Origin of the sequence: Marinitoga hydrogenitolerans DSM 16785 (assembly GCF_900129175.1) — a bacterium.
Lineage (GTDB): Bacteria > Thermotogota > Thermotogae > Petrotogales > Petrotogaceae > Marinitoga > Marinitoga hydrogenitolerans.
Map to the genome: position 1 here is coordinate 53799 of NZ_FQUI01000005.1, position 25882 is coordinate 79680.

24 protein-coding genes are annotated in these 25882 nt (G+C 29.3%); 6 read left to right on the plus strand and 18 right to left on the minus strand.

Annotated features, from left to right (window positions below; translation table 11 throughout):
• The first annotated feature begins 40 nt into the window (after positions 1-40).
• Genes BUA62_RS02625 through murB form a run of 3 tightly spaced genes read left to right on the plus strand, consistent with a single transcriptional unit; the run spans position 41 to position 3167 of the window.
• Entirely contained in the window at positions 41-1660 is a 1620-nt protein-coding gene (locus BUA62_RS02625) for a DNA repair protein RecN (RefSeq protein WP_072863171.1), read from the plus strand.
• Positions 1657-2271, plus strand: a complete 615-nt coding sequence (locus BUA62_RS02630; protein ID WP_072863173.1) for a HEAT repeat domain-containing protein — start codon at positions 1657-1659, stop codon at positions 2269-2271. The genes BUA62_RS02625 and BUA62_RS02630 overlap by 4 nt, the downstream gene beginning before the upstream one ends.
• On the plus strand, positions 2268-3167 hold the full coding sequence (gene murB, locus BUA62_RS02635; RefSeq protein ID WP_234970268.1) for a UDP-N-acetylmuramate dehydrogenase: 900 nt from the start codon (positions 2268-2270) through the stop codon (positions 3165-3167). The genes BUA62_RS02630 and murB overlap by 4 nt, the downstream gene beginning before the upstream one ends.
• 49 nt (positions 3168-3216) lie before the next feature.
• Here the strand turns inward: murB and BUA62_RS02640 are convergent, their stop codons facing one another.
• On the minus strand, positions 3217-3927 hold the full coding sequence (locus BUA62_RS02640; protein WP_072863175.1) for a tetratricopeptide repeat protein: 711 nt from the start codon (positions 3925-3927) through the stop codon (positions 3217-3219).
• A gap of 140 nt (positions 3928-4067) precedes the next feature.
• Here BUA62_RS02640 and BUA62_RS02645 point away from each other — a divergent pair, with 140 nt between their 5' ends.
• A complete protein-coding gene (locus tag BUA62_RS02645) occupies positions 4068-4499 on the plus strand; it encodes a Fur family transcriptional regulator (RefSeq protein WP_072863177.1) in 432 nt (143 codons plus the stop codon).
• Between the two features lie 172 nt (positions 4500-4671).
• Here BUA62_RS02645 and rnr read toward each other — a convergent pair whose 3' ends face one another.
• Both rnr and dnaB read right to left on the minus strand, forming a co-directional pair.
• Positions 4672-6864, minus strand: a complete 2193-nt coding sequence (gene rnr, locus BUA62_RS02650; RefSeq protein WP_234970269.1) for a ribonuclease R — start codon at positions 6862-6864, stop codon at positions 4672-4674.
• A gap of 13 nt (positions 6865-6877) precedes the next feature.
• Positions 6878-8272 (minus strand): replicative DNA helicase, encoded by a 1395-nt coding sequence (dnaB, locus tag BUA62_RS02655; protein WP_084670665.1) that lies wholly within the window; start codon positions 8270-8272, stop codon positions 6878-6880.
• 82 nt (positions 8273-8354) lie between these two features.
• On the opposite strand from dnaB, the gene BUA62_RS02660 reads away from it, so the two are divergent.
• Together BUA62_RS02660 and BUA62_RS02665 are read left to right on the plus strand one after the other, a co-directional pair.
• On the plus strand, positions 8355-8546 hold the full coding sequence (locus tag BUA62_RS02660; protein ID WP_072863181.1) for a hypothetical protein: 192 nt from the start codon (positions 8355-8357) through the stop codon (positions 8544-8546).
• An 81-nt stretch (positions 8547-8627) separates the two neighbouring features.
• A complete protein-coding gene (locus tag BUA62_RS02665) occupies positions 8628-9098 on the plus strand; it encodes a QueT transporter family protein (RefSeq protein WP_407656605.1) in 471 nt (156 codons plus the stop codon).
• A 55-nt stretch (positions 9099-9153) separates the two neighbouring features.
• Here BUA62_RS02665 and BUA62_RS02670 read toward each other — a convergent pair whose 3' ends face one another.
• The 15 genes from BUA62_RS02670 to BUA62_RS02740 form a co-directional block, all read right to left on the minus strand.
• Positions 9154-9882, minus strand: coding sequence for an ABC transporter ATP-binding protein (locus BUA62_RS02670; protein WP_072863185.1), 729 nt, complete (start codon positions 9880-9882; stop codon positions 9154-9156).
• A complete protein-coding gene (locus tag BUA62_RS02675) occupies positions 9866-10708 on the minus strand; it encodes an ABC transporter ATP-binding protein (RefSeq protein WP_072863187.1) in 843 nt (280 codons plus the stop codon). Before BUA62_RS02675 ends, BUA62_RS02670 begins: the two co-directional genes overlap by 17 nt.
• Positions 10705-11793, minus strand: a complete 1089-nt coding sequence (locus BUA62_RS02680) for a branched-chain amino acid ABC transporter permease (protein WP_072863188.1) — start codon at positions 11791-11793, stop codon at positions 10705-10707. The genes BUA62_RS02675 and BUA62_RS02680 overlap by 4 nt, the downstream gene beginning before the upstream one ends.
• Before the next feature lie 4 nt (positions 11794-11797).
• The gene (locus tag BUA62_RS02685) at positions 11798-12664 is read right to left on the minus strand and encodes a branched-chain amino acid ABC transporter permease (protein WP_407656607.1); all 867 of its coding nucleotides are present in this window, start codon (positions 12662-12664) and stop codon (positions 11798-11800) included.
• 104 nt (positions 12665-12768) lie between these two features.
• Entirely contained in the window at positions 12769-13875 is a 1107-nt protein-coding gene (locus BUA62_RS02690) for an ABC transporter substrate-binding protein (protein ID WP_072863192.1), read from the minus strand.
• A 213-nt stretch (positions 13876-14088) separates the two neighbouring features.
• A complete protein-coding gene (locus BUA62_RS02695) occupies positions 14089-15096 on the minus strand; it encodes a 6-phosphofructokinase (protein WP_072863193.1) in 1008 nt (335 codons plus the stop codon).
• 12 nt (positions 15097-15108) lie between these two features.
• A complete protein-coding gene (locus tag BUA62_RS02700) occupies positions 15109-17088 on the minus strand; it encodes a sodium-translocating pyrophosphatase (protein WP_072863195.1) in 1980 nt (659 codons plus the stop codon).
• 122 nt (positions 17089-17210) lie between these two features.
• Positions 17211-17642 (minus strand): hypothetical protein, encoded by a 432-nt coding sequence (locus tag BUA62_RS02705; RefSeq protein ID WP_072863197.1) that lies wholly within the window; start codon positions 17640-17642, stop codon positions 17211-17213.
• On the minus strand, positions 17639-18214 hold the full coding sequence (pth, locus tag BUA62_RS02710; protein WP_072863199.1) for an aminoacyl-tRNA hydrolase: 576 nt from the start codon (positions 18212-18214) through the stop codon (positions 17639-17641). The genes BUA62_RS02705 and pth overlap by 4 nt, the downstream gene beginning before the upstream one ends.
• A 3-nt stretch (positions 18215-18217) precedes the next feature.
• Complete coding sequence (locus BUA62_RS02715) at positions 18218-18850, minus strand: 50S ribosomal protein L25 (protein ID WP_072863202.1); 633 nt, start codon at positions 18848-18850, stop codon at positions 18218-18220.
• A 29-nt stretch (positions 18851-18879) separates the two neighbouring features.
• Positions 18880-19836, minus strand: a complete 957-nt coding sequence (locus BUA62_RS02720) for a ribose-phosphate pyrophosphokinase (protein WP_072863204.1) — start codon at positions 19834-19836, stop codon at positions 18880-18882.
• A 4-nt stretch (positions 19837-19840) separates the two neighbouring features.
• Positions 19841-21190, minus strand: a complete 1350-nt coding sequence (glmU, locus tag BUA62_RS02725; protein ID WP_072863206.1) for a bifunctional UDP-N-acetylglucosamine diphosphorylase/glucosamine-1-phosphate N-acetyltransferase GlmU — start codon at positions 21188-21190, stop codon at positions 19841-19843.
• 96 nt (positions 21191-21286) lie between these two features.
• A complete protein-coding gene (ruvA, locus tag BUA62_RS02730) occupies positions 21287-21844 on the minus strand; it encodes a Holliday junction branch migration protein RuvA (RefSeq protein ID WP_072863208.1) in 558 nt (185 codons plus the stop codon).
• Entirely contained in the window at positions 21844-23160 is a 1317-nt protein-coding gene (locus BUA62_RS02735; protein ID WP_072863211.1) for a bifunctional folylpolyglutamate synthase/dihydrofolate synthase, read from the minus strand. The genes ruvA and BUA62_RS02735 overlap by 1 nt, the downstream gene beginning before the upstream one ends.
• Before the next feature lies 1 nt (position 23161).
• Positions 23162-25786, minus strand: a complete 2625-nt coding sequence (locus BUA62_RS02740) for a valine--tRNA ligase (RefSeq protein WP_072863240.1) — start codon at positions 25784-25786, stop codon at positions 23162-23164.
• Positions 25787-25882 lie beyond the last annotated feature (96 nt).

The window sequence follows — 25882 nt, forward strand, 5'->3', positions numbered from 1 at the left end:
GATGTAAAATATAAATAGAAAGAAAATGTGGAGGTGCCATATGATACATTCATTGGCGATTAAAAATTTCGGTTTATTTAAAGAAGTAAGTATAGATTTTTCTGAAGGTATTAATGTAATAACTGGTGAATCTGGTGCTGGTAAATCGATGTTAATAAAAGCTTTAATTTCTTTGATAAGTGGAAATATACCGAAAAATTTAAGGAATAAAAATGGGTCTATTTCCGCATATATAACAGTTAATGATGAAATAAAAAAGGAATTAAAGGAATTTCTTGATATATCAAAAGAAAATGAAATAGTTTTAAGTGTAAATTTTAATGAAAAAAGATCGGTTTTTAGAGCGAATGGTATGATCATACCAAAATCAATTTTAGAAAAAATTGGTTCATATATAATGGAAGTCCATACTCAGGATTCTCAGGTTTTATTAAGAAATCCTAAATATCATAATCATCTTGTATATAAAATTTTTAAAGAAAATTTGGAAGAGTTAATTATTCAATATGAAGAAAATTATAAAAAATATATAGAATTAAAGGAAAAATTAAATAAAGTCCCATCAGATCCTTCTGAGTTGTACAGAAAAATAGATATTTTAAATTTTCAAATAGAAGAAATAGAAAGAATTGATCCCAAAGAGAATGAGGATGAGATATTAAAAAATGAGTATAAAAAATTAAGTAATATTGAGGAAATAAAAAGTAAATTAGAAAAATCAATGGCAATTTTAAAAGATAACGAAGAAAATATTGATGTTTTTATTGGAGAAATAATAGAAGATTTATCAGATATTTCAAGTTATGGATATAGTGAGGATTTAAATATAGCCATTTCTATTCAAGATATGATAAATGAATTGTATAGCACTTTAGAATCAAAATTATATGATCTTGAATTAGATCCTGAAAGATTAGAAGAAGTGTCTCAAAGGCTAAATGATATTATGAATCTTAAAAGAAAATATGGACCAACGTTAGAAGATGTTTTTTTAAATCTTGAAAAATTTAGAAACGAATTAAATGAGTTAAACGATTTGGAAAAAATATTGAGTGAGATAAATCCTTTAATAGAAAAAGAAAGGGCAGTGTTGTTTAAGATTGGTGATGAAATAAAGAAAAAAGGCGAAAAGGTTTTAAAAAATATTGAAGAAAAAATAAAAAAAGAATTATATGCATTAAATATGCAATATGCAGAAATAAAGTTTGAATTTAACAAACTTGATGAACCCAAAAAATTTGGTGTATATAATATCAGATTATTAGCTAAAACAACGCCACAATCGGCTTTTATGCCTTTGGAAAAAATAGCTTCTGGAGGTGAATTATCCCGGATAATATTAGCAATTGAAAAAATATTAGGTGAAATACATTTAGTTGAAACTATGTTATTTGATGAAATAGATTCTGGCGTTGGGCAAAGAATTGCAGATGTTATTGGGAAGAAATTAAAAGAATTTTCAGAAATAAAACAATTAATAGTTATCACTCATATGCCTCAAGTTGCGCATTATGCGGATAAACATTTTAAGATATTCAAATTGGAGGATAATAGTGGAGTATATTCACAAATTGCTGAATTAAATAGTAATGATAGATTAAAAGAAATCAAGGAAATGTATGGTGAAATAGTGTTTGATAAAGAGGGTGGAATAAAATGAGAAGAGAAGATGTAATACAAAGAGTAATAGAAGAAAAAGGAGTTGAAGCGATTCCTGTTTTAATAAACATGATGGAAGATAGTGATGCAGATACATATTCTTTAATTACTGATATTATTGATGTTTTAGGTTCTGAAGCAAAAAGATATTTGTTTGATGAATTTTTGAAAAGGTTTGAAAAAAATAATTTTGATGATGTTGTTATGTTGTATTTAATAGATGTTCTTTCGGAAATGGAATGTCAAGAGTTAAAACCATATCTTGAAAGAATGATGAATTTGTATTCTGATGAAAGGGCTTTTCCTATTATATTGGAAGCTTTGTTAAGAATAACTAAAGACGAAAAATATATAGATATATTAGCTACATTTTTAGATGATACCGGAGATATTCAAGAACTAGCAATAATGGCGTTAGCAGAATTACCAACCAGAAAAGGACTTAAATATTTATTGAACAAATATTTAGAAAATATTTCCAAATCTGAAAAAGCTTTGATTTTAGATTCGATACAAAAGATAATATTTAAGAATAGAGAATTGTTTGAAGAAGTAAAAAAACATCCTGCTGGCGAAGAAATATCTGAAATGTTGGAGTGGATGTTGAAGTGAATTTGGATCAAAAATATTTATATACTATTGGTTGTAATGTTCTCATAAATGAACCTATGAGTGCACATACAACCTTTAAAATTGGTGGTAAAGCGCCATATTTTATTATACCTAAAACTAAAAATGTATTTATTGAAGTTTTAAAATATCTTTCCAATAATACAATACCTTTTCGTATAATTGGTGGTGGAGCTAATTTAATTATAAAAGATGAAGAATTAGATTTTGTAGTAGTTAGTACAGAATATTTAACGGGATATAAATTTGATGGGGAAATACTTTATGCCGAAGTAGGTATTCCTTTTTCTAGATTATCATATCTTGCTATGGAAAATAATTTATCAGGTTTAGAATTTGCTGCAGGTATTCCAGGTAGTTTGGGAGGAGCTTTATTTATGAACGCGGGTGCTTATGGTGGGCAAATTAGTGATGTTGTAGAAGAGGTAGAGGTTTTCGATTTAAATGAGAAAAAAAATATAAATTTAAGAAAAGAACAATTAAGTTTTGATTATAGAAAAAGTATATTTCAAAAAAGAAGATACATTTCTTTAAGTGCTAAATTAAAATTGTTTAGAAATAAGAGAGAAAAAATAGAGGAAAAAATAAAAGAATTTTCTATTAGAAGATGGGAAAAACAACCATTAGAATATCCAAGCGCAGGGAGTATTTTTAAAAGGCCAAAGCCAGATTTTTATGTTGGAACAACTATTGAAAAACTTGGATTAAAAGGGTGTTCTGTTGGAGATGCGGAAGTTTCAAAGAAACATGCTGGGTTTATTATAAATAAAGGTAATGCAAAATTTAAAGAAGTTTTTAAATTGATTGAATATATAAAAGATGTTGTTAGGAAAAAATATAATATAGATTTAGAGGTAGAACCAGAAATATGGGAATAAATTATAAAAGACAGAAATCCACAAGTGGATTTCTGTCTTTTATAATTTGTTATTTTAAATTTTCAAGTTCTTTTTTTGATAGTTCTTTGGATTCTTTTCCTTGTTCAACCCAATCAGGATGTAGAGGCATTTTAATTACTTTATTAAACATTTCTTTTGCTTTGTCATATTTTTTCCAGGTTTTGTATAAAATACCTAATTCATAATATGCATTAACATAATTTGGTTCGATTGCAGCAGCTTTTAATAAAAACTCTTCAGATTTTTTATAATTATTTAATGGCCAAGGTACATCTCTATATCTCATTCCCATAGCAATATAAGCTGTATATAGTTTAGGATCTAATTTGATAGCTTTAGAAATATGTTCATCAAAATCACCAAGCATAAATAAGCTTGAAACAATGCCTTTGTATTGAGCAAGCCTACCAATTGCAGCGCCTAATGCATAGTGTGCATATCCGTTGTTTGGATCCATCTCCACAGCTTTCTTTCCTATTTCTACAGCCTTTTCATAAATTTGTTCTTTTTTATCTTTTTCAACACCCCAGTTAGCATATTCTGTCAATGCATTGCAGTATATAGCAAGAACAGAAGCATCATCTGTATAAGAGCTCAATGTTTCTAATAATTTTTTCATATCATCTGTTTTGTGATAACTGTTTATAATTTTAAATTCAGTATAAAGTTTTGTAAATGTTTGCCCGAAGATAATCGAAAAAACAAAAAGAAGTAGTAAAATAATAATGATTTTTTTCATTTAATCCCTCCCGTAATAAATTTATACTACAATTATATCACAAAAATGAAAATATTGTATCAAGACTTGATTTTTATTGAAAAATGGTATAAAATTAAAATAGAATTAAAATCAATTTAAATATGGAAGGAAGTGATTATATGACTGTTGAAAAAAAGATTGAATATATTAGTGAAATACTGAGAGAAAAGAATATTTCCCCATCTTTGCAACGAATACAAATTTATAAATACCTTATGGAAAATCATGTTCATCCAAATGTTGATATGATTTATAAAGTGCTTGTAAAAACTATTCCAACTTTATCAAAAACCACAGTTTATAACACATTAAAACTATTTCAAGAAAAAGGATTAGTCTCTGTTATAACTATTGAGGAAAATGAAGCAAGGTTTGATATTAACACACATTTACATGGACATTTTAAATGTATTAATTGTGGAAAAATTTTTGATTTTGAAATTAAAGAGCTAAAAATAGAATCTAATCTTGAAAAGGAAAATAAAATTGTAGATCAGCAACTTTATATTAGAGGATATTGTAAAGATTGTCTGAAAAAAATGGAAAAATAAAACTCTGCGTGAGCAGAGTTTTTTTTGTTACAATTTTTTGTTTTTGTAATATCAAGTGTTACTTTTTTGTATTTTTATGGTATAATATGTAATGAAAAGGATAAAAATACCTAGGGGGGTATAGGGGCCGCCGCATCGGTAACGAATGCCGTGCGGCTCTTTTTTATATTTTTTATCTTTTTTTATTTTTTTTGTTTTTCTTTATTTTAATTTTTGCATTTGGATATTTTTCTTTTAATTTTTTAACTTCTTCGTCTTCTTTTTCTATTATTTCAAAATCAATCTCAATAGTTAGTTTATTAGCGTTTATGACTTTTGCTTTTAGTTTATCCCCGAGTTTATATATTTTTTTTGTCCTTTCTCCAATTAAAACATTTTGTTTTTCATTATATATATAATAATCATCCATTGAAGAAACATGAATTAATCCCTGTATGAATTTGTCAGGTATTTCAACAAACATTCCAAATTTAGTAATATTAGTTATATACACTTCAAATGTTTTACCTATATGATTCATTATATACTCAACCTTTTTCATATCAGTCAAATCCCATTCTGCTTCATTAGCAACTCTCTCTCGTTTTGAACTATGTGAAGCTATTTCTGGCAATAATTCAGTATATTTTTCAATTTCTTTTCTTTTTAATGTTCCTTTATTTTTAAGATATTTTTTTAAAAGTCTATGAACAATTAAATCTGGATATCTTCTAATAGGTGAAGTGAAATGTGTGTAATTTTGAGAAGCTAAACCAAAATGTCCAACATTTAAATCTGAATATATAGCTCTTTTTAATGATCTAACTAACAATTTTTGAATGCTTTTTCTTAATGGATGATCTTTTAGATGCTCTAACATATCTTGTAATAATTTTGGATGAATATTTTTAGGGAATTTGTATTTTAAACCCATTATTTCTAGATAATTTTTTAATTGCAATAGCATATCTGGATCAGGTTCTTCGTGAATTCTATATATAAATGGTAAACCTTGTGAATCGAAAATTGAAGCTATGGTTTCATTTGCTTTAATCATAAATTCTTCGATTATTACTTCTGATATACCTCTTTCAATTGGAACTATATCTTTAACATTCCCATTTTCATCGAATATAAATTGTACTTCTCCACCTTCTATATCAAGAATAGCGCCTCTTCGTCTTCTGTTTTCTCTAATTATTTCCATCAATTCTTTCATTAATTCCAGATTAGGTCGTAACCAACCAATTTCTTTTTCAAGTTTTTCATCCATGTCATTATTTAATAATTTATTTACTTTGTTATAGGTTAATCGTTTTTTACTATTGATTACACCGTTGTATACATTGAAATTTACAACTTCGCCGTTTTTATCTATTTCCATTAACAATGACATGGTTAATCTATCTTCACCTTCAACTAAGGAACATATCCAGTCGGAAAGTTCATGAGGTAACATTGGAATGACAGTATCAATTAAATAAACACTAGTACCTCTTTTGAATGCTTCTTTATCCAAATTAGAGTTTTCTTTTACATAATGTGAAACGTCAGCAATATGAACACCTAATAGATAATTTCCATTTTTTAATTTTTTTACTTGAACAGCATCATCAAAATCCTTTGCATTATCTCCATCTATTGTTACTATAATTTCATTTCTGAAATCTTTTCTTCCCTTTAAGTCTTTACTTTGAACTTCTTGAGGGATTGCTAAAGCTTCTTTCATAACATTTTCAGGAAAAACACCAGGCTCTGGTAAATCATGTTTAATTATTACTATAGGTAAATCTACCTTAGGATCATTAACATTTCCAATAATCTTTGTTATTTTAACTTCTGGATTTTTTTGTGTATATTTTATTATTTCAGCCTCAACTATTTGACCAGGTTTTGCTTTGTTGAAGTTTTCAGGTGAAACATAAAAATCCGTATTTATTTTTTGATCTATTGGCAAAACAAAGCCAAATAATTTTTTTTGTTCAAAAATTCCAACAACTTTTGTTATACCTCTTTTTAAAACTCTTAAAACTTTTCCTTTTGGTAAATCTCTCCAGTTACCTATTATTTCTATTAATACAATGTCTTTATGCATGGCATCTTTAACATGTTCTAAAGTGATTGCAATTTCTTCACCTTTTTTAGTAGTTACAAATGCCATGCTTCCTCTTCTGGTAAATTCTATTATACCAATTTTCATGTTTTTTCCAAGTGTACAAAGTTTATTTTTGGAATTTTTATATATTTCTCCATCTTCTTGTAATTCTTTTAATATTTCTCTTATTATCTTTTTTTCTTCCTTTTTTTTAGCTTTTAGCTTTTCATATAATTCTTTTTGTAAAAGTGGTTTTTTTTCTATTAATTTTAAAATTTTTTCTTTTGTCATATTTTTTTTCCTCCTAATATGTCTCTTTATGTATAGTATCTTTTTCATAAAACAACGTTACTTTTGGGTCGAACATAAGCTTGACAGTTCCTACAGGACCATTTCGTTGTTTTCCAATAATTAATTCAGATTCATGTGGGTGATTTAAAATTAAATTTTCATTATTTTTATCTTTATTATCACTTTCCTTTTTTCTTTTATAGTAAGCATCTCTATATAAAAACATAACCATATCAGCATCTTGTTCTATAGCTCCTGATTCTCTTAAGTCGCTTAATCTAGGTCTTTTGTCTTCTCTTTGTTCAACAGCCCTTGATAGCTGAGAAAGTGCTACAATAACAACATTAAGTTCTCTAGCGAGGAGTTTTAAAGAACGTGAGATTTCTGAGATTTCTTGTTGCCTGCTTTCTGATGATCTCCCTTTTGATGACATCAATTGCAAATAGTCAATAAAAATTGCTTCAATCCCATATTCTCTTTTCATTCTTCTGGCTTTGGCCCGTAATGTTCTAGGATCTAAACCAGGTTCATCATCAACCACAATTTTTGATTGTGATAATTTATGAGCAGCATTAACTAATTTATTCCAATCTTCGTTGTTTAACATACCTGTTCTAACTTTTTGTAAATCGACTTGAGCTTCTGCACATAAAATTCTTTGAACCAATTGTTCTTTAGACATTTCTAAATTGAACATAGCTATAGGTATTTTGTATTTTAGAGCCAAGTTGCTTGCAACATTTAAAGCAAAAGCTGTTTTTCCCATAGAAGGTCTGGCAGCTATTATTATTAAATCTGATTTATGGAATCCAGAAGTTAACCTGTCTAAAGAAATAAATCCAGTTGGAAGACCAGTAACAAGAGCATTTGGTTCAACTGAAGCTCGTTTTTTTAATTCATCTAATTTCTCGAAAACATCATGAACTATATTTGGAACAGAATCGTATGTTCTGGTAGCCCTTGATTCTGCAATTTCAAAAATTTTTTTCTCAGCAAAATCCAATATTTCTTCTGCTTCACCTATGGTTCTTGTAGCTTCAACAATTTCGGTACTTGCAGTGACTAAGCTTCTTAAAAGTGATTTATCTTTTATAATTTTTGCATAATATAATGCATTTGCAGGAGTTGGTACAACTTCGGCTAAATAAATGAGTTTATCTTCACCTCCGGCTTTTTCTAATAATTTAGCATTCCTTAAATTCTCCATTACAGATATAGCATCAACAGGTAATCCTCTATCAAATAATTCTTCTATTATTCTGAATATTATTTGATGTTGTTGATTATAGAAGTCATTAGACCTAATCTCTTCTAATATATCAGGTAAAATTTGTGGATCTAAAAATATACTACCTAATAGAGCTTCTTCAGCTTCTGTATTATGTGGGGGAGTCAATTCTTTATTCAATTTTAATACCTCCTTTTACAACTCATGATATAATTATAATACTTTAATGTAAAAATTCAAAGGATATATGGGAGGCGGATATATGCTGGCAAATATTTTCTTTTTTTCAGGAGTAATATTTATTTTGAATGGGATATATTTATTTAATTTTTCTGTGAAAGAAACAAGAAAAGGATATATGAAAAATGAAGAAAAGATAAGGAAAAGCGATAAGCAAGCATTTGTCTCAATTGCAATAGGTATTATATTATTTTTTATAACTTCATTATTTTAACATAATTTTTTTTCTTTAATAATAATATTAGGTTATAATACGCTTTGGCGGTCGCGGCACCCGCCTTAACAAAACAAGGAGGTGGTTTTTTTGAAAACTAAAAACATGGTATTGGCAGGAGTGGTAGCAGCGTTGTATGTAGCTTTGACAGTTATTTTACAGCCAATTAGTTATGGCCCTATGCAAGTTAGAGTATCTGAAGCTTTAACTGTGTTACCATTTTTAAACCCTGTTTTTGTTCCAGCGTTGTATGTTGGTGCGATATTGGCGAATATTTTTGGTGGATTTGGTGCAATTGATATTTTTCTTGGTAGTGCATTGACTTTATTAGCAGCATATCTTACTTATAAAATGCCAAATAAGTATTTAGCTCCATTACCTCCAGTAATAGTTAATTCTTTTGGGGTTTCTGCTTATGTTGCACCTTTAGCAAATGTTCCATATTGGCCAACAGTATTTTGGATTGGAATAGGGGAATTAATTGCATGTTATATACTTGGTTTGCCGCTATTAATAATTTTAGAAAAAAGAGGAATTTTACAAAAAAAATGACAGTAGCTCCCATTTTGGGAGCTACTGCTTTATGCAAACGGAGTATGACGGCGTATTATGCCATACCTAAATAAGCTTTTTGAACATTTTCATCTTTTAATAATAAATCAGAATCGTTTTCGAGGATAATATTTCCTGTTTCTAATACATAACCATAGTGTGAAATTTTTAAAGCCTGTGCAGCATTTTGTTCTATTAATAATATAGTTCCACCATTTTCGTTGATTACTTTAATAATATCAAAAACTTCTGAGACTAAAACGGGAGCTAATCCTAAAGAAGGTTCATCTAACATTATTAAATCAGGTTTACTCATTAGAGCTCTACTGATAGCAAGCATTTGTTGTTCTCCACCAGATAATGTTCCGCCTAGTTGTTTTAATCTTTCTTTTAATCTTGGGAATAAATTATATACCCAGTTTAAATCTCTTTCAATTTCTTCTTTATTTGTTCTGTTATAAGCACCCATCATCAAATTCTCATAAACTGTAAGATTAGGGAAAATCCTACGACCTTCAGGAACTAAAGCAATTCCCATTTTATTGATTTCATGTGGAGGTTTTCCCGCAATATTGTTGTTTTTATATACAATTTCTCCATTTTTTGGTTTTACCATACCTGCAATTGCTGAGAGAGTAGATGTTTTCCCTGCGCCATTAGCGCCAATTAAAGTTACTATTTTTCCTTTTGGAACTTTAATGTTTATTCCTTTTACAGCATGTATAGCTCCATAAAATATATTTAAATTTTTTATCTCAAGAACAATATCATTCTGCTTTTGCATCTTTCCACTCCTCTCCGAGGTATGCTTCTATGACTCTTGGATTTTTTTGAATTTCTTCAGGTATTCCTTCTGCTATAATTGCACCGTAATCTAAAACTAAAATTCTTTCACATACCCCCATAACAACCTTCATATCATGTTCTATTAATAGTATAGATAGTTCAAAATCATCTCTAATTTGCTTTATAAATTTCATTAATTCTTCTGATTCTTGAGGATTCATTCCTGCAGCGGGTTCATCTAATAATAAGACTTTAGGATGTGTAGCTAAAGCTCTGGCAATTTCTAATTTTCTTTGCAATCCATAAGGTAAAGAAGAAGCTTTTTCTTCTGCTAAATCTAATAACCCTACCTTTTCTAAGAGCGATAAACCTTCTTTAATCATTTCTTTTTCTTTTTTCAAATAACCAATTTTTGTTAAAGCTCTTATATACCATAAAAATGAACTACCTTTAGTTTTTTTTCCATGTTTCTTTAATATTTTATCAACATCTGTATTGGATAACATATGATGTTGTGCGACTATAACATTTTCTAAAACAGTCATGTCTTGGAAAAGCCTTATGTTTTGAAATGTTCTGGATATCCCAAGATGTGTTATTTCATGAGGCTTAAAAGGGGTAATATCTATACCATCAAATATTACTTTACCTTTAGTTGGTATATAAATTCCGGTTATAACATTAAATGCGGTAGTTTTACCAGCGCCATTAGGGCCGATTAATCCCAATAATTCGCCTTCATATAATTGGTTGTGAAAATCATCTACAGCGATTAATCCTCCAAATTGCATTGTAATATGATTCATTTCAAGGATTTTTTTCATTTGGTTTCACCTTCTTTTTTCATATATATATCGACTAATGATTGTTTCTTAACTTTTATACCAAATAACTTTAAAAGCTTTTCCCAAGAAAATTCAGCTCTACCCATAATACCTTTTTGCCAGAATATCATAATGAAGATAAATATAGCAGATATTACCAACATTCTCATTCCAGGGATACCAGGGACACGTATTCCAAAAAAGTTAAACGGTTCTTCTAAAGATCGTAAATATTCAAACATTAATGCAAATACACCTGCTCCTATTATGGAACCAGTAATACTTCCTAAACCACCAAGTACAACCATAATTAAAACATAGAATGTTAATAAAGGACCGAATGTAGTAATTCTTGGATCTATAGTTGTTAACCAGTGAGCATATAAAGAACCTGATATACCAGCAAAAAAAGCACCAAAAACAAAGGCCATTAATTCATGTTTAAATACATTAATTCCCATAGATTCTGCGGCAATAGAATCTTCTCTAATAGCAATTAATGCACGACCATAAGAACTTTTGATTAAACTAATTATCGCAATTAAAGTTACTAAAAGCCAGCCCCAGGACCAATAAAGATTAGTATAATTTGGAAGACCTTTTAACCCTAAAGGTCCGTTGGTAACGCTTATAACATTATTTGCTAAAACTCTTGCAATTTCCGCAAAACCTAAACTAGCTATTGCTAGATAATCACCAGATAATTTTAATGTAGGCCAGCCTATTAAAAATGCAAAAATTGCAGCAACTAATCCACCTGCTAATGTGGCAACAAGAAAGTTTGCATGTAAATTTAATAACCAAGGTTGAATTGGAACAATAATATATGAAATTTCTTTTTGAAATGGTTCAAGTGTTAATAATGCAGATGTATAGGCGCCTAATAAAACAAATCCCGCATGACCTAAAGAGAAGATACCTGTTATACCGTTTATTAAATTTAAACTAACAGCCATAATAGCATATATAGGAATAAGCATAAAAATTCTTAAAGTGTAATCACTAAAATTACCTTGAGCATAAGATAAGAACAAGAAAAACAAAATAATAAAGATTAAAGTTAAATAATAATTAATTTTCTTCATACTATCACACCTTTACTACGGACTTTTTACCTAATAGTCCATCTGGTTTTATTAATAATATAACTATAAGTATAATAAATGCAAAAGCATCTCTATATCCAGCAGCAGCAGGCATAAGTGCAACAAGAAAGATCTCTAATAATCCTAATAAAAATCCACCAACAACAGCACCAGGTATGGATCCAATTCCTCCTAGAACAGCTGCGATAAAAGCTTTTAATCCTGGCATAAATCCCATGTAAGGTTGAACATTAGGATATCTCATTGCCCACATTATTCCTCCTGCGGCAGCCATAGCCGAACCAAGAGCGAATGTAAATCCGATAACCATGTCTACATTAATACCCATCAAGGAAGTTGTAGGAATATCAGAAGAGATAGCTCTCATAGCCATTCCTATTTTTGTTTTGTAAACTACCCAAAACAATAATAAGAATAACAATGCAGTAATAAAAAAAACGACAAACGTTAACACAGGAATTCTTGCACCTGCAATATTCCATGTTTTATCTAAAAGCCATCTATTGCTTTCATTAAAGACAGAAGTAAATGATTTAGGTACTGCTCCGAAAACAACAACAGCAAAGCTTTCTAAGAAAAAACTCATACCAATTGCAGTTATTAAAGCCGAAATTCTTGGAGCATTTCTTAGAGGTTTATAAGCTATTCTATCAATTAAAAACCCTAAGAATGCTGCTCCAATTACACCAATAATAACAGCTAACCATAAAGGCGCTCCTGCCAGTGAGGCATAAAGAGCAAAATATACACCCATCATCATAATGTCACCATGAGCAAAATTAATAAGTCTTAAAATCCCATAAACCATTGTATAACCAACAGCTAAAAGAGCATACAAGCCGCCAAACATTATACCATTAAACAGATTTTGTAAAAATATAGCACCACTCAAAGCCGACACCTCCGTTTTTTAAAAAAATCCCCGGATTCTCCGGGGATTTTTATGAATTTTTATTATTCAGCTGCAGGATTTACAGTTGTAACATATGTGAATTCGCCGTTTTTAACAACGTCAATAACAACAGATTTTTCTGCATCCCCGTTTTTATTTATTGTAATCATTCCAGTAGCACCTTCGAAATTTTTAACTTGCCTTATAGCAACAGCAATAGCTTTAGGATCTGCTTTTCCGGCTATTTCTATTGCTTTTCTCAAGACTAAATATGCATCAAAACCTAAAGCATGTAATGCACCAGGTTCGAATCCGAATTTTTCTTTAAACTTTTCGACAAATACTTTTGTCATTTCAGTAGCTGCACCTTTAGGATGGAAATGTGTAGTATAGTATAATCCTTCCACAGCATCTCCTCCGATTTTTATCAATTCAGGAGCTTCTGCACCATCACCTGCTAAAATAGGACCGTTAAACCCTAACATTCTTGCTTGTCTTGCGAATAATGAAATTTCAGGGTAGTAACCTGTAATGTATAAAACATCAGGGTTTTTACTAATAGCGTCTGTTAATTGAGCGCTAAATTCTTGGTCACCAGTTTTAAAGAATTCGATGAAATAATTTCCACCTAATTCCTGGAATTTCTTTTTAAAGAAATTAGCTAAACCAACACTATAGTCTTGTTCAACATCAATAAATACAGCAGCTTTTCTAGCGTTTAAATTTTTAAATGCAAAAATTGCAGCTGCAGCTCCTTGATATGGATCGATGAAACAAACACGAGATACGTATTTTTTTCTGTTTGTTACTAAAGGATTGGTTGAAGATGATGTTAACATCGGAATGCGCTTTCTTTCTGCAACAGCACCACCAGCCAATGAATGAGCACTAGCAACTTCACCAATAATAGCAACAACCTTTTCTTTATCAATAACTCTACTTACAGCATTTGCGGCTTCAGTTTTTTCTGATCTGTTATCTACCAATACTAAATCAATTTTTTCACCTAAGACTTCTGGATACATTTCTTGCGCCAATTCGATACCTTTCCATGTCATATCTCCGAATGCAGCGATTCCACCAGTCATTGGTAAAACAACACCGATCTTAATATTAGCGAATAATACTAATGAAAGAACTAAAACCATTGCCAAAAAAAACTTTCTCATAGAATCCCTCCCTACTCAAAATAAAGAATTGTAAAAACTTGGTTATATTTTACTATAAATTAATATATATGTCAAGTATGAAAGAAATTTCATTTCTTATATTAACATAAGAAATAAATTATTAACTTTGCGAACTATTATATATATTAAACTTATATATATGAAGAATAAAGAATTTGATGCATAAAAATAAAAAAGCCCGTACGGGCTTTTTTAGAAAAAGATTTTCGTCATTTCATAAATTCTGGAATCTATGTCTTTGTTTTTTAATAATTCTTGTGAAAACGGTGTGGTTGAAATTTCAAAGCCTTTTAATCCTAAGGCGATGTTGACTTTTCCTTTTTTTATATAATCAATAGCTTTTGTTGAAAGCATTGTAGCTATTAATCTGTCAAAAGATACAGGGGTTCCACCACGTTGCATATATCCTAAATTAACATTTCTACATTCTACATCTTTAATGTTTTCTTTTATGAATTTAGAAATAATATCAGAGGGAGTACCTTCTGGAATATTTTCTTGAATGATTTTTAATCTTTCGGATAATTTGCATTTTTCTTGTACAACAACAATAGAAAACTTTTTTCCTTCATCATATCTTTTTTTAATATTTTCAATTAATTTATCTGGGTTAAATTTAATTTCAGGAATTAAAATATAATCTGCACCACCTGTTAATCCGCCTAATGTTGCCAACCAACCAGCTTCATCTCCACCAACTTCAACAACAATAACTCTATGTCCAGCGCTAGCAGTAGAATGTAATGCATCTAAAGTTTTTGTAATAGTTTCTAATGCAGTAAAGAATCCTATACTGAATTCTGTCCAGGGTAAATCATTATCAATTGTAGCAGGTATTATAATTGATGGCATACCTTCATCAGAAAGTTTTATAGCGATTTCAGTACCAGTATGACCGCTCAATATGATAAATGCAGTTATTTGGTATTTTTCAAAATTTTCTTTAACCTTTGCAAGATCTTCCGGTTTTTTTGTAGGATCAAATTTTGAAGAACCTAAAATTGTTCCTCCACGTTCAAGAATTCCAGAAACATGTTCTTTTGTCATAACAAATACTCTATCTTCGATAAACCCTTTAAACCCATCATATACACCAAGGACATCAATATCTTCAATAGCAGATTTTCTAACAAGTGCTCTAATTGCACTATTTAAGCCAGGACAATCACCACCAACGTTCATAATAGCAATTCTCTTCATAATGATCCTCCTTTATTCAAAAATTTTTATTAATATTGGGATAACCACAATAGATACAATAGACATAAGTTTAATTAAAATATTTATTGCTGGACCTGCTGTGTCTTTAAAAGGATCACCAACAGTATCTCCAACAACTGCGGCTTTATGTGCAAATGTACCTTTTCCACCAAAATTTCCTTCTTCTATATATTTTTTTGCGTTATCCCATGCACCACCAGCATTAGCCATAAAAATAGCAAGCATAACACCAGAAACAGTGGTTCCAACAAGCATTCCAGCAACAGCTTCTTTACCTAATATAAAAAACATGAATATAGGCATAAATACAGCTAATAATGATGGTAAAATCATTTTTTTCAATGCACCCTTTGTAGCGATTGAAACACAAGAAGAATAATCAGGATCGGCTTTTCCCTCCATTAAACCAACTATTTCTTTAAACTGTCTTCTAACTTCTTCCACCATAATTTCAGCAGCATCTCCAACAGCTTTCATTGCCATTGAAGAAAATAAGAAAGGTAACATTCCTCCAATTAATGCGCCAATAAATACTTGAGATTTTGATAAATCAATTACGTTCAAATTTGTAACTTTTGTGTATGAGGCAAACAAAGCTAAAGCTGTTAAAGCAGCAGAACCTATGGCAAAACCTTTACCAATTGCTGCAGTTGTATTTCCAACAGCATCTAATTGATCAGTTCTTTCTCTAACATAATGTTCGAGGTTTGCCATTTGAGCTATTCCACCGGCATTATCGGCAATAGGTCCATAAGCGTCTATGGCTAATGTAATACCTAAAGTAGATAACATTCCGACACCTGCTAATGCTATACCGAATAAACCAAGTAAATTATAAGAAATTATAGTAGCAAAAGAGATTAAGATAACAGGAATAGCAGTTGATTCCATGCCAATAGCCATACCACTAATTAGTAAAGGTGCAGCACCACTAACAGCGCTTTTAGCAAGATTTTTAACAGGGGTTTTAGCAGTATAATATTCAGTGATATTTCCTATAGTCATTCCAACAATCATTCCAAGAAAAATAACAAAAAATAGATTAATATTTTTAAGGAATGATAAAGATAAAAACAACACACCTATTAAAGTTAATCCATTAGCTATATATGTTCCGAAGTGTAAAGCTTTTGAAGGATCCACATCTTTTTTATTTTTCAAACTGAAATTAAAAAATAAAATTCCAATAATGGCAGAAAAAATACCTATAGATACAACTAGGAATGGTAAAACAGCACCTTTTTCTTTGAAAGTGAGAACTCCGAGAGCAGATGCGGAAAAAATTGATCCTACAAATGATTCATATAAATCAGCACCCATTCCAGCGACATCCCCAACATTATCTCCAACATTATCAGCTATAACAGCGGGATTTCGTGGGTCGTCTTCTGGTATTCCAGCTTCTGTTTTTCCTACAAGATCGGCGCCCACATCAGCAGCTTTTGTGAATATACCACCACCAACTCTTGCGAATAAAGCAACTAAAGAAGCTCCCATGGCATATCCACTCATAGAAATTGTATCACCGTTTGTTAAGTAATAAATTAACCCCAATCCGAATAAACCTAAAGAAGCAACGGTCATTCCCATTACAGCTCCACCATTAAAAGCTATTTTTAAACCTTTGCTAAGTGATTCTATGGCACCTTGAGCAGTTCTGGTATTTGTTTTGGTAGCAATACTCATCCCAAAAAAACCTGCAGCAACGGATAAAGTAGCTCCCAATAAGAAAGATAAGGACATTTGCCATCCGTTGATAAAACCAAGTAAAAGAAAAATAATTATAACAATAATATACAAGATCTTGTATTCAGATATTAAAAAAGCTCGGGCTCCTGTTTGTATCGCTCCAGATATTTTTTGCATTTTTTCATTACCTGGAGAATTTTCTAAAACTTTAAATGTAAGAAATACTGTGAAGATAATACCGATTAAACCAAATATAATACCACTTAAATTAAGAATTAGCATTAAAATCCTCCCTTCTCCCAAATTTTTTATACTTGTATTATATCATAAATAATATTTACTTTAACTATTATGCATAAAAAAAACAATCAGCAAAATCGCTGATTGTTTTAGGGATTATTTACTTATAATAAGTTTTTGATTTTTTTTATAATTTTTTCTATAGCTTTCATTCTTTTTTCATCGAATTCGTTTTTTGCCATTTCATATTCATTTGTCCAAAAATCTAAACCTCTTTTAATTATTGTTTGAGCATCTCTAATTTTAGAATTTTCATCATCTGTAAAAAGTAATTTTTTTACATATATAGGGTGTTCAATTAATATTTTGCTTTTGATATTTTTTAAATCAATATTTTTTTTATTGAAATGATATGTGTTTTTAAAAAATAATTTTGTAGAAAATAAACTTATAGTATGTTTATTGATTTTTCCCAGATGAAATTTTTTAAGTTCTTTTAAACAATCATGACAATATCCAATTTTGGTTTCAATACCATCGTAATAAAATTTTTGTATTATATTAGCTTCATTTTTTTTACAAAGAAGACATTTCATAAGGATTCATCTCCCGTTAAATCCTTGTTGTTAAATTTATTCATAGCGTCTGTTATTTTTCCTTCTATTATTAAATTAATAGCAGGTATAATTTTATCTATAACCTTATTAATTTTATAATATTCTTCATTTGAAAATTCACTTAATACATAATCAGCTAAGTCAATATGTTCAGGTTTAGGGCCTATTCCAACTCTAATTCTTGGGAAATCTATGTTTTGAAGAACAGATATAATGGATTTTAATCCATTATGCCCTCCAGCAGAGCCATTTGGTCTTATTCTTATTTTTCCAAGATCTAAAGTTATGTCGTCATATATAACAATTAAATCTTTTGGACTATCAAATTTATTTTTTAATTCAAACAAAACCTTTCCACTTAAGTTCATATAAGTAAGAGGTTTTATTAACATAATATCGTTATTATAATATCCTTCAAATGTTCTTTTTTCAAACTTTCTAAAATTATCTTTATTCAATTCATAGTATCTGTCTATAACCAAAAACCCCACGTTATGCTTTGTAAAAACATAACGTGGGCCTGGATTACCTAAACCAATAATAATTTTCATAAATTAAGCTTCTTCTCCCGTTTCTTCTTCAATTTCTTCTTCGGATGTTTCAACAGTTTCTGAAACTCTTCCTGCAACTGGAATAGCTACAATAACTTCTTCAGGATCTAATAACACATCAATTTCTTCTGAAATATTTAAATCTTTTACAGTTATATGATCGTCTACGTCTAAATCTGTAATATCAACAACAAACTTTTCCACAATATCTTTTGGTAAAATTTCAACAGGTAATTCATGATGGTGAATATCTAACATTCCACCTTTTGATAATCCTTTAGCTTCACCAACGAATTCGATCGGAATGTTAAGATGCATTTTATGACCTTCAGCAGGAACATAAAAATCAGCATGAATAGGTTTATCTGAAACTTTATGTCTTTGAACTGTTTTTAAAAATGTGGTAATTGTATATGTTTCGCCATTTTCTTTTTCGATATTTAATTGGATTGGAGTTGTTTCTTCAATTTTATCTAACATTAACAGCGTATCAACTGAAGAAATTTTTAAATGAATGTTTCCTCTGTCCAAACCAGGTCCGTATATAACTGCTGGTATAAATCCTTCTTTTTTTACGTGATTAGATTTTTCTCCTTCTTTTCTTTCAATAGCTTTTAGTTTATATACTTTTGCCATTTGAATCCCTCCTATATGAATAAATTATTTTATTTAAATAAAATACTTACAGATAAATTATTTTTTATTCTGGCAACAGTTTCCCCAAGTAGTGAAGCAACTGATAATACATGAAATTTATCTGGCAAATCATTATGATATATTGTATCTGTAACATATATTTTTTCAATTACAGAGTTTTGTAACTTTTCTTTTGCATTTTTGGAAAGAACACCATGAGTGGCACATGCAATTACTTTTTCAGCTCCTTTTCTCTTTAACATCTCAGCTGCACCAACAAGAGAACCACCAGTATCAATAATATCATCAAAAATAATAGCAGTTTTCCCTTCAACATCTCCAATAATATTAACAATTTCAGCAACATTATCCTTAGGTCTTCGTTTATCTAATATAGCTAAAGGTAAATTCAATTTTTCAGCTAATTTTCTGGCTCTTTTAACGCCGCCAACATCCGGAGAAACAACAACTGATGCATCTTTATCAAAATTATCACATTCATTTTTGAAATAATTTACAAAAACTGGGAAACCCATTAAATTATCTACAGGAATATCAAAAAATCCCTGTATTTGTTCTGCATGAAGATCTATAGTAACAATTCTTGTTGCACCAGCAACTGTTAATAAATTTGCAACTAATTTAGCAGAAATAGGATCTCTTCCTCTGGCTTTTCTATCTTGTCTGGCATATCCGAAATAAGGAATTACAACAGCTATTGAATTAGCAGAAGCTCTTTTTAAGGCATCTATCATAATCAATAATTCCATTAAATTCTCATTTACTGGAGATGATGTGGATTGTATAACGAAAGTATCCAATCCTCTAACAGTTTCACCTATTCTAAGATTTACTTCACCATCCGCAAATCTTTTTAATTCAACTTCACTTAATCTTATACCTAAATATTGAACAATTTTTTCAGCTAAAGGTTTATTGGAATTTCCAGTAAAAATCTTTATTTCATGGGCCATTGAAAAAGGCATTTTTTTACTCTCCTTTCTCCCTCTTTTTGAATACCCAATCGGCTTTGTTAATTTGTTTTGCTCTTCCAAGAGCTAAACTGCCTTTTGGAATATTTTCTGTTATTGTTGAACCTGCCCCAATTAAAACATCATCATCAATATTTATTGGAGCTACTAAAGATGAATTACTACCTACAAATACTCTATTTCCGATATATGTTTTATGTTTGTTTTTTCCATCATAATTACATGTTATAGTTCCAGCACCAATATTCACATCTTCACCTATTGTAGCATCACCTAAATAACTTAAATGCTGAGCTTTTGTATTTTTATTTATAATGGATTTTTTTGTTTCTACAAAATTTCCAATTTTAACATTATCTCTTAAAATAGTTCCTGTTCTTAATCGAGAGTATGGCCCAATAGAAACGTTATTTCCAATAACAGCATCTTCACATTCTGAACGTACTATTTTTACGTGATTCCCAACTTTACAGCTTGAAATTCTTGTCATTGGTCCGATTTCGCAATCATCTCCAATTATAGTTTCACCGAAAATAAATGTCATTGGATGAATAATCGTATCTTGTCCGATTTTAACATCGGGAGATATATAAGTTGTACTAGGGTCTATTATGGTAACACCATTTAACATCAAGTTTTTCAAAGTTCTGTTTTTCATAATTTTCTCTGCTTCAGCAAGCTGCAATCTATTGTTTATTCCTAAAGTTTCTGAGAAATCATCTAAAATATAAGTTTTAACATTATCTAATTTTTTTGGGACGTCGGTTAGATAGTATTCCCTTTGATTGTTATTTGGTTTTATTTTAAATAAGGCGTTTTTTAATTTTTTTCCATTAAAAATAACAAAACCAGAATTTATTTCTTTAACCTTTTTCTGAATTTCATTGGCATCAGCTTCTTCAACAATATCAATGAAATTTCCATCTTGATCTTTTATTATTCTACCATAACCAGTAGGATCATTCAAAATAGCGGTTAAAATTGTAGCATCTGCATTTGTTGATATATGTTTTTCAATTAAATTTTTAAGAGTATTTTCTGTGATTAAAGGAGTATCACCATATAATATTAAGATATCTTCGTCATTTAAAAACTCTTTTGCAGACATTACAGCATGTCCTGTACCCAATTGTTCTTTTTGATAATATATATCAATATCTGAAGGAAGTATTTCCTTTACCATTTCACTTTTATGACCTAATACAACCCCGATTTTTGAAGGATTCAAATTTTTAGCAGTATCTATGACCCAGTTTATCAGTTCTTTGCCCATTATTTTGTGCATAACTTTAGGGTATTTTGATTTCATTCTTTTACCAAGTCCAGCAGCTAAAATCAAGACACGCATAATACACCTCCAATTAAATAAACACCCAATATTTAAAATAAATTTTTGTCCATATATATTTTAACATTATTTTCATTAATTAAAATTAAGATATTATCACAATTTCTTCAAAGCTTGTGTAATAATATTTTCTAAAGATAGATTTTCTATATTCATTTCTTTTAATACCTTATAGATTTTATTTCTTTCGAATCCTAAAGCTTCAAGCGCATCTAATGCATCATTTAATTTTGAATTATTTCCAGTTGTTACAAATGAATCAAAAATATTTTTTAATTCGTTTGCAATTCTTTCTGCTGTTTTTTTCCCTACACCTGGTAATTTAGATAAACCATTAATGTCATTTGCGGAAATCATAGTAGCTATATTTTCAGCGTCAGCATTTTGGAGTATTTTCAAAGCACTTTTAGACCCCAATTTTGAAACTTTTTTCAAATTAAGAAACATATTTCTTTCAAAATTATCATAGAATAAATATAAAGAAATATTCCATTCGTTTATATCAAGAATCGTTTCGAATATATATTCTTTATTTTCTTCGCAATTTTTTAATATTCTATATGTAGGAATGCTTTCAAAGAAGAAATTTTCAGATTGTATAATAATTTCATTTATATCTAATTTATTAACAACAGCTTTGATTTTTCGTATCATTAGATTTCCTCCAAATTAAGCATATATCCACGTATTTTTCCTACTAAATATAATGAGCCTGTGATAAAATAATAATCATAAGGAACTGATAACAATCTTTCAAAGGCTTCAATAGGGTTCTTTATAAATACAACATTTTTATTGAATTTTTTTAATATTTCATATGCAAGTTCTGGATTATTTGAACGCTTGTTTGGAACTTGAGTAATAATTATATAATCAAATTCATTAGAAATAATTTTCAACATACTTTCAATATCTTTATCATCTAATATACCAACTAAAGCAGCTTTTTTAAAATTTTTAATATAAGTTTTTATTGAATTTTTTAAAGCTAAAGCTCCTGAAATATTATGAGCACCTTCAAGTATAACATTTTTGTTGTTATATTCTAATAATTCGAATCGGCCTTCCCAGGTGAATTTTCTCAATCCTTTTTTTGTTTTTTCAATATCAATTTTTTTATCTCTTTTTTCAAAAAAACTCTCTACAGCCATTATTGCTGTAGAAATATTATAAGGTTGATATGTTCCATTTGCTTTGAATATTATGTCGTTAATTTCATTAAATGGGCTTTTATATGAAATAGAATTCCAATTTAAAGAAAAAGCAGGATTACTAAAATTATAATTCTTGTCAAATTCAAAAAAATTTTTTATTCCGACTTCAGTTGCTCTATCAAAAATAACTTTTTTTGATGAATTATTTATTTTTCCTAAAACAACATTGTTATCTTTTTTTATTATTCCAGCTTTTTCAAAAGCAATTTCTTCAAGTGTATTTCCTAATAAGTTCATATGATCATATTGAACTGTTGTTATAACAGACACATCAGATAAAACAACATTGGTGGCATCCAATCTTCCACCAAGACCAACTTCTAATACAGCAACATCTATTTTATTATGTGAAAAATATTTTAAAGCCAATGCTGTAATTATTTCAAAAAAGGAAGGAGACATTTCATCTTTTATAGAATCCATCTTTTCAATAGGAATAACCATATCATTTAATGTTTCAATAAAATCTTTATTTGTTATAGATTTTCCATTAATTCTTATTCTTTCAGATATATGAGTTAAATGTGGTGAAGTAAATATTCCTACCTTTAATCCATGTTCTTTTAAAATGTCATGAATGGCTCTTGATGTACTTCCTTTTCCATTTGTTCCTGTCACATGAATTACAGGAAAATCCTTTTGTGGATTTCCTAATAATTCGCATAATTTATTAATTCTTTCTAAGCCGTATTTTATTCTTGTACCACCACGTCTGTTATATATATATTCAACAGCATCTTTTAAATTTGAAATCATTTTAATTTAACTCCTCTATTAGTTTTTCTAATTTTTTGATTTGAGATTTTATTAAAGTATGGTTTTCTTTTACTTCTTCGATAACCTCTTCAGGAGCTCTTGAAATAAAGTTTGGATTATTTAATTTTTTGTCGTATTTCGTAAATTCCTTTTCTAGTTTTTCTTTCTTTTTGTTTAGTCTTTCTTTTTCTGCATTTATATCAATTAATTCCCCTAATTTTACATATGCTTCTATAGTATCATCAACATATGAAGTGGCAGCTTTTTCAGGTTTTTTATCAACAATTATTATGTTAGTCACAAAAGCTAATTCTTTAATTAACGATTCGTTATTTACAATCCAACTATCATTATCTAAAGCTTTATATGCTATTTCAACTTTTGTAATTTGAGGTATGTTAATATCCGCTTTAACGTTTCTAATACCTCTTATAAATGCTTTAATTTTTTCAAATTCAGCTTCTTCTTTGTCAAATACAAAATTCTTATCATAAACTGGCCATTTTGCAGTTATTAGATATTTTTCATCATTAATTTTTGGAAGGTTTTGCCACAATTCTTCTGTTAAAAATGGCATAAATGGGTGTAAAAGTCTTAATGATGAGTCTAAAACTCTAACAAGGACATTTTGAGCTACAACTTTATTTTCATCTGATTTTAGTCTGTTTTTTACAGCTTCTATATACCAATCACAATATTCATTCCAAAAGAAATCATATAATTCTCTTGCTGCAATATTGAATTCATATTTATTTAAAGACTCTGTGACTATTTTTATTGTTTTGTTTAATCTTGAAAACATCCATTTATCTTCTAATTCTAACATTTCTGGTGTAAGATCTATCTTTTCAAAATTATCCATATTTAAAAGAACAAATCTTGTTGCATTCCATATTTTATTTGCAAATTTAGAATAAGATTCTAAAGTTTTAGGATCTAATTTTATATCTCTGCCTTGAGCAGCCAAAATGGCTAAGGTAAATCTCATCGGATCAGCGCCAAATTTTTCTATAATTTCAAGTGGATCTATTCCATTTCCTAAGGATTTTGACATTTTTCTTCCATGTTTATCTCTAACCAATTGATGAATATAAACATCGGAAAAAGGCTTATCACCCATAAATTTTTCTCCCATAACAATCATTCTTGCAACCCAGAAGAAAATAATGTCAAAACCAGTTACAAGTAAATTTGTTGGATAATATTTTTTTAATTCGTCGGTTTCGTTAGGCCATCCTAATGTTGAAAATGGCCACAAAGCAGAACTAAACCATGTATCTAAAACGTCTTCATCCTGTCTTATATTTTCAGAACCACATTTTTGACATATGTGAATATCTTCTTCTGAAACATTAACATGTCCACAATCATCACAATACCATACAGGAATTCTATGTCCCCACCATAGTTGTCTTGAAATACACCAATCTCTAATTTCATTCATCCAGTTTAAATATACTTTTTTCCATCTATTAGGGTAAAATGTAACGTCAGATTTTTCAACAGCTTCTATAGCTTTTTCTGCTAAAGGCTTCATTTTAACAAACCATTGATCTAATAAGAAAGGTTCAACAACAGTATTACATCTATAACAATGGCCAACAGAATGTTCTAAATCTTCTATTTTTACTAAATAACCTTCTTTTTCCAAATCTTCAACAACGGCTTTTCTAGCAGTCTTTCTATCCATTCCAGCATATTTTCTGCCATTTTCATTTATTTTTGCGAATTCATCCATAATTTGAACGGTTTCTAAATTATGCCTTTGACCCAAGAGATAGTCGTTAGGATCATGGGCAGGTGTAACTTTTAATGCACCAGTTCCAAATGAAGGATCCACATATTTATCTGCAATTATAGTTATTTCTCTTCCGATTAATGGCAATATTGCAACTTTTCCTACATAATCTTTATATCTTTCATCAGACGGATGAACAGCAATAGCAGTATCTCCTAACATTGTTTCAGGTCTGGTTGTTGCAATAATTATATAATCATCTTCATCTTTTATAGGATATTTTATATGATATAATGATCCCTTTTCATCTTTGTGTTCAACCTCTTCATCTGATAAAACAGTTCCACAACTAGGACACCAATTTACTATATATTTCCCTTTATAAATTAACCCTTCATTGTATAATTCAACAAAAACTTTTTTAACAGCTTTATTTAAGCCTTCATCTAACGTGAACCTTTCCATTGACCAATCAACAGAAGCACCAATAGCCATTATTTGTTTTTTTATATGTTCTCTATATTCGTTAGCCCATTCCCACACTTTATTAAGAAATTCTTTTCTCCCATAATCTTCTTTTCTTTTTCCTTCACTTTTCATTAAGAACTTTTCTACAACATGTTGTGTCGCAATACCTGCATGGTCTTCACCGGGTAACCATAAGGTATCTTTTCCTAACATTCTATTAAAACGTGTTATTATATCTTGTAATGAAATATTTAAAGCGTGACCCATATGTATTTTTCCAGTAATATTTGGTGGAGGTATAACCATTGAGAATTTTCCGTTTCCTTCTCCTTTTGCTTTAAATAACTCTTTATCAATCCAAAATTTATACCATTTTGTTTCAATTTCACTTGGAATATATTTTTTTCCGATATCCATAATTTTACCTCCTAAATGCATATTTTAATACAATTATACTTTAATAATGTTAATAATTCAAGGGATTTTTTGATAAATTATAGAAAAAACAAATAGGGA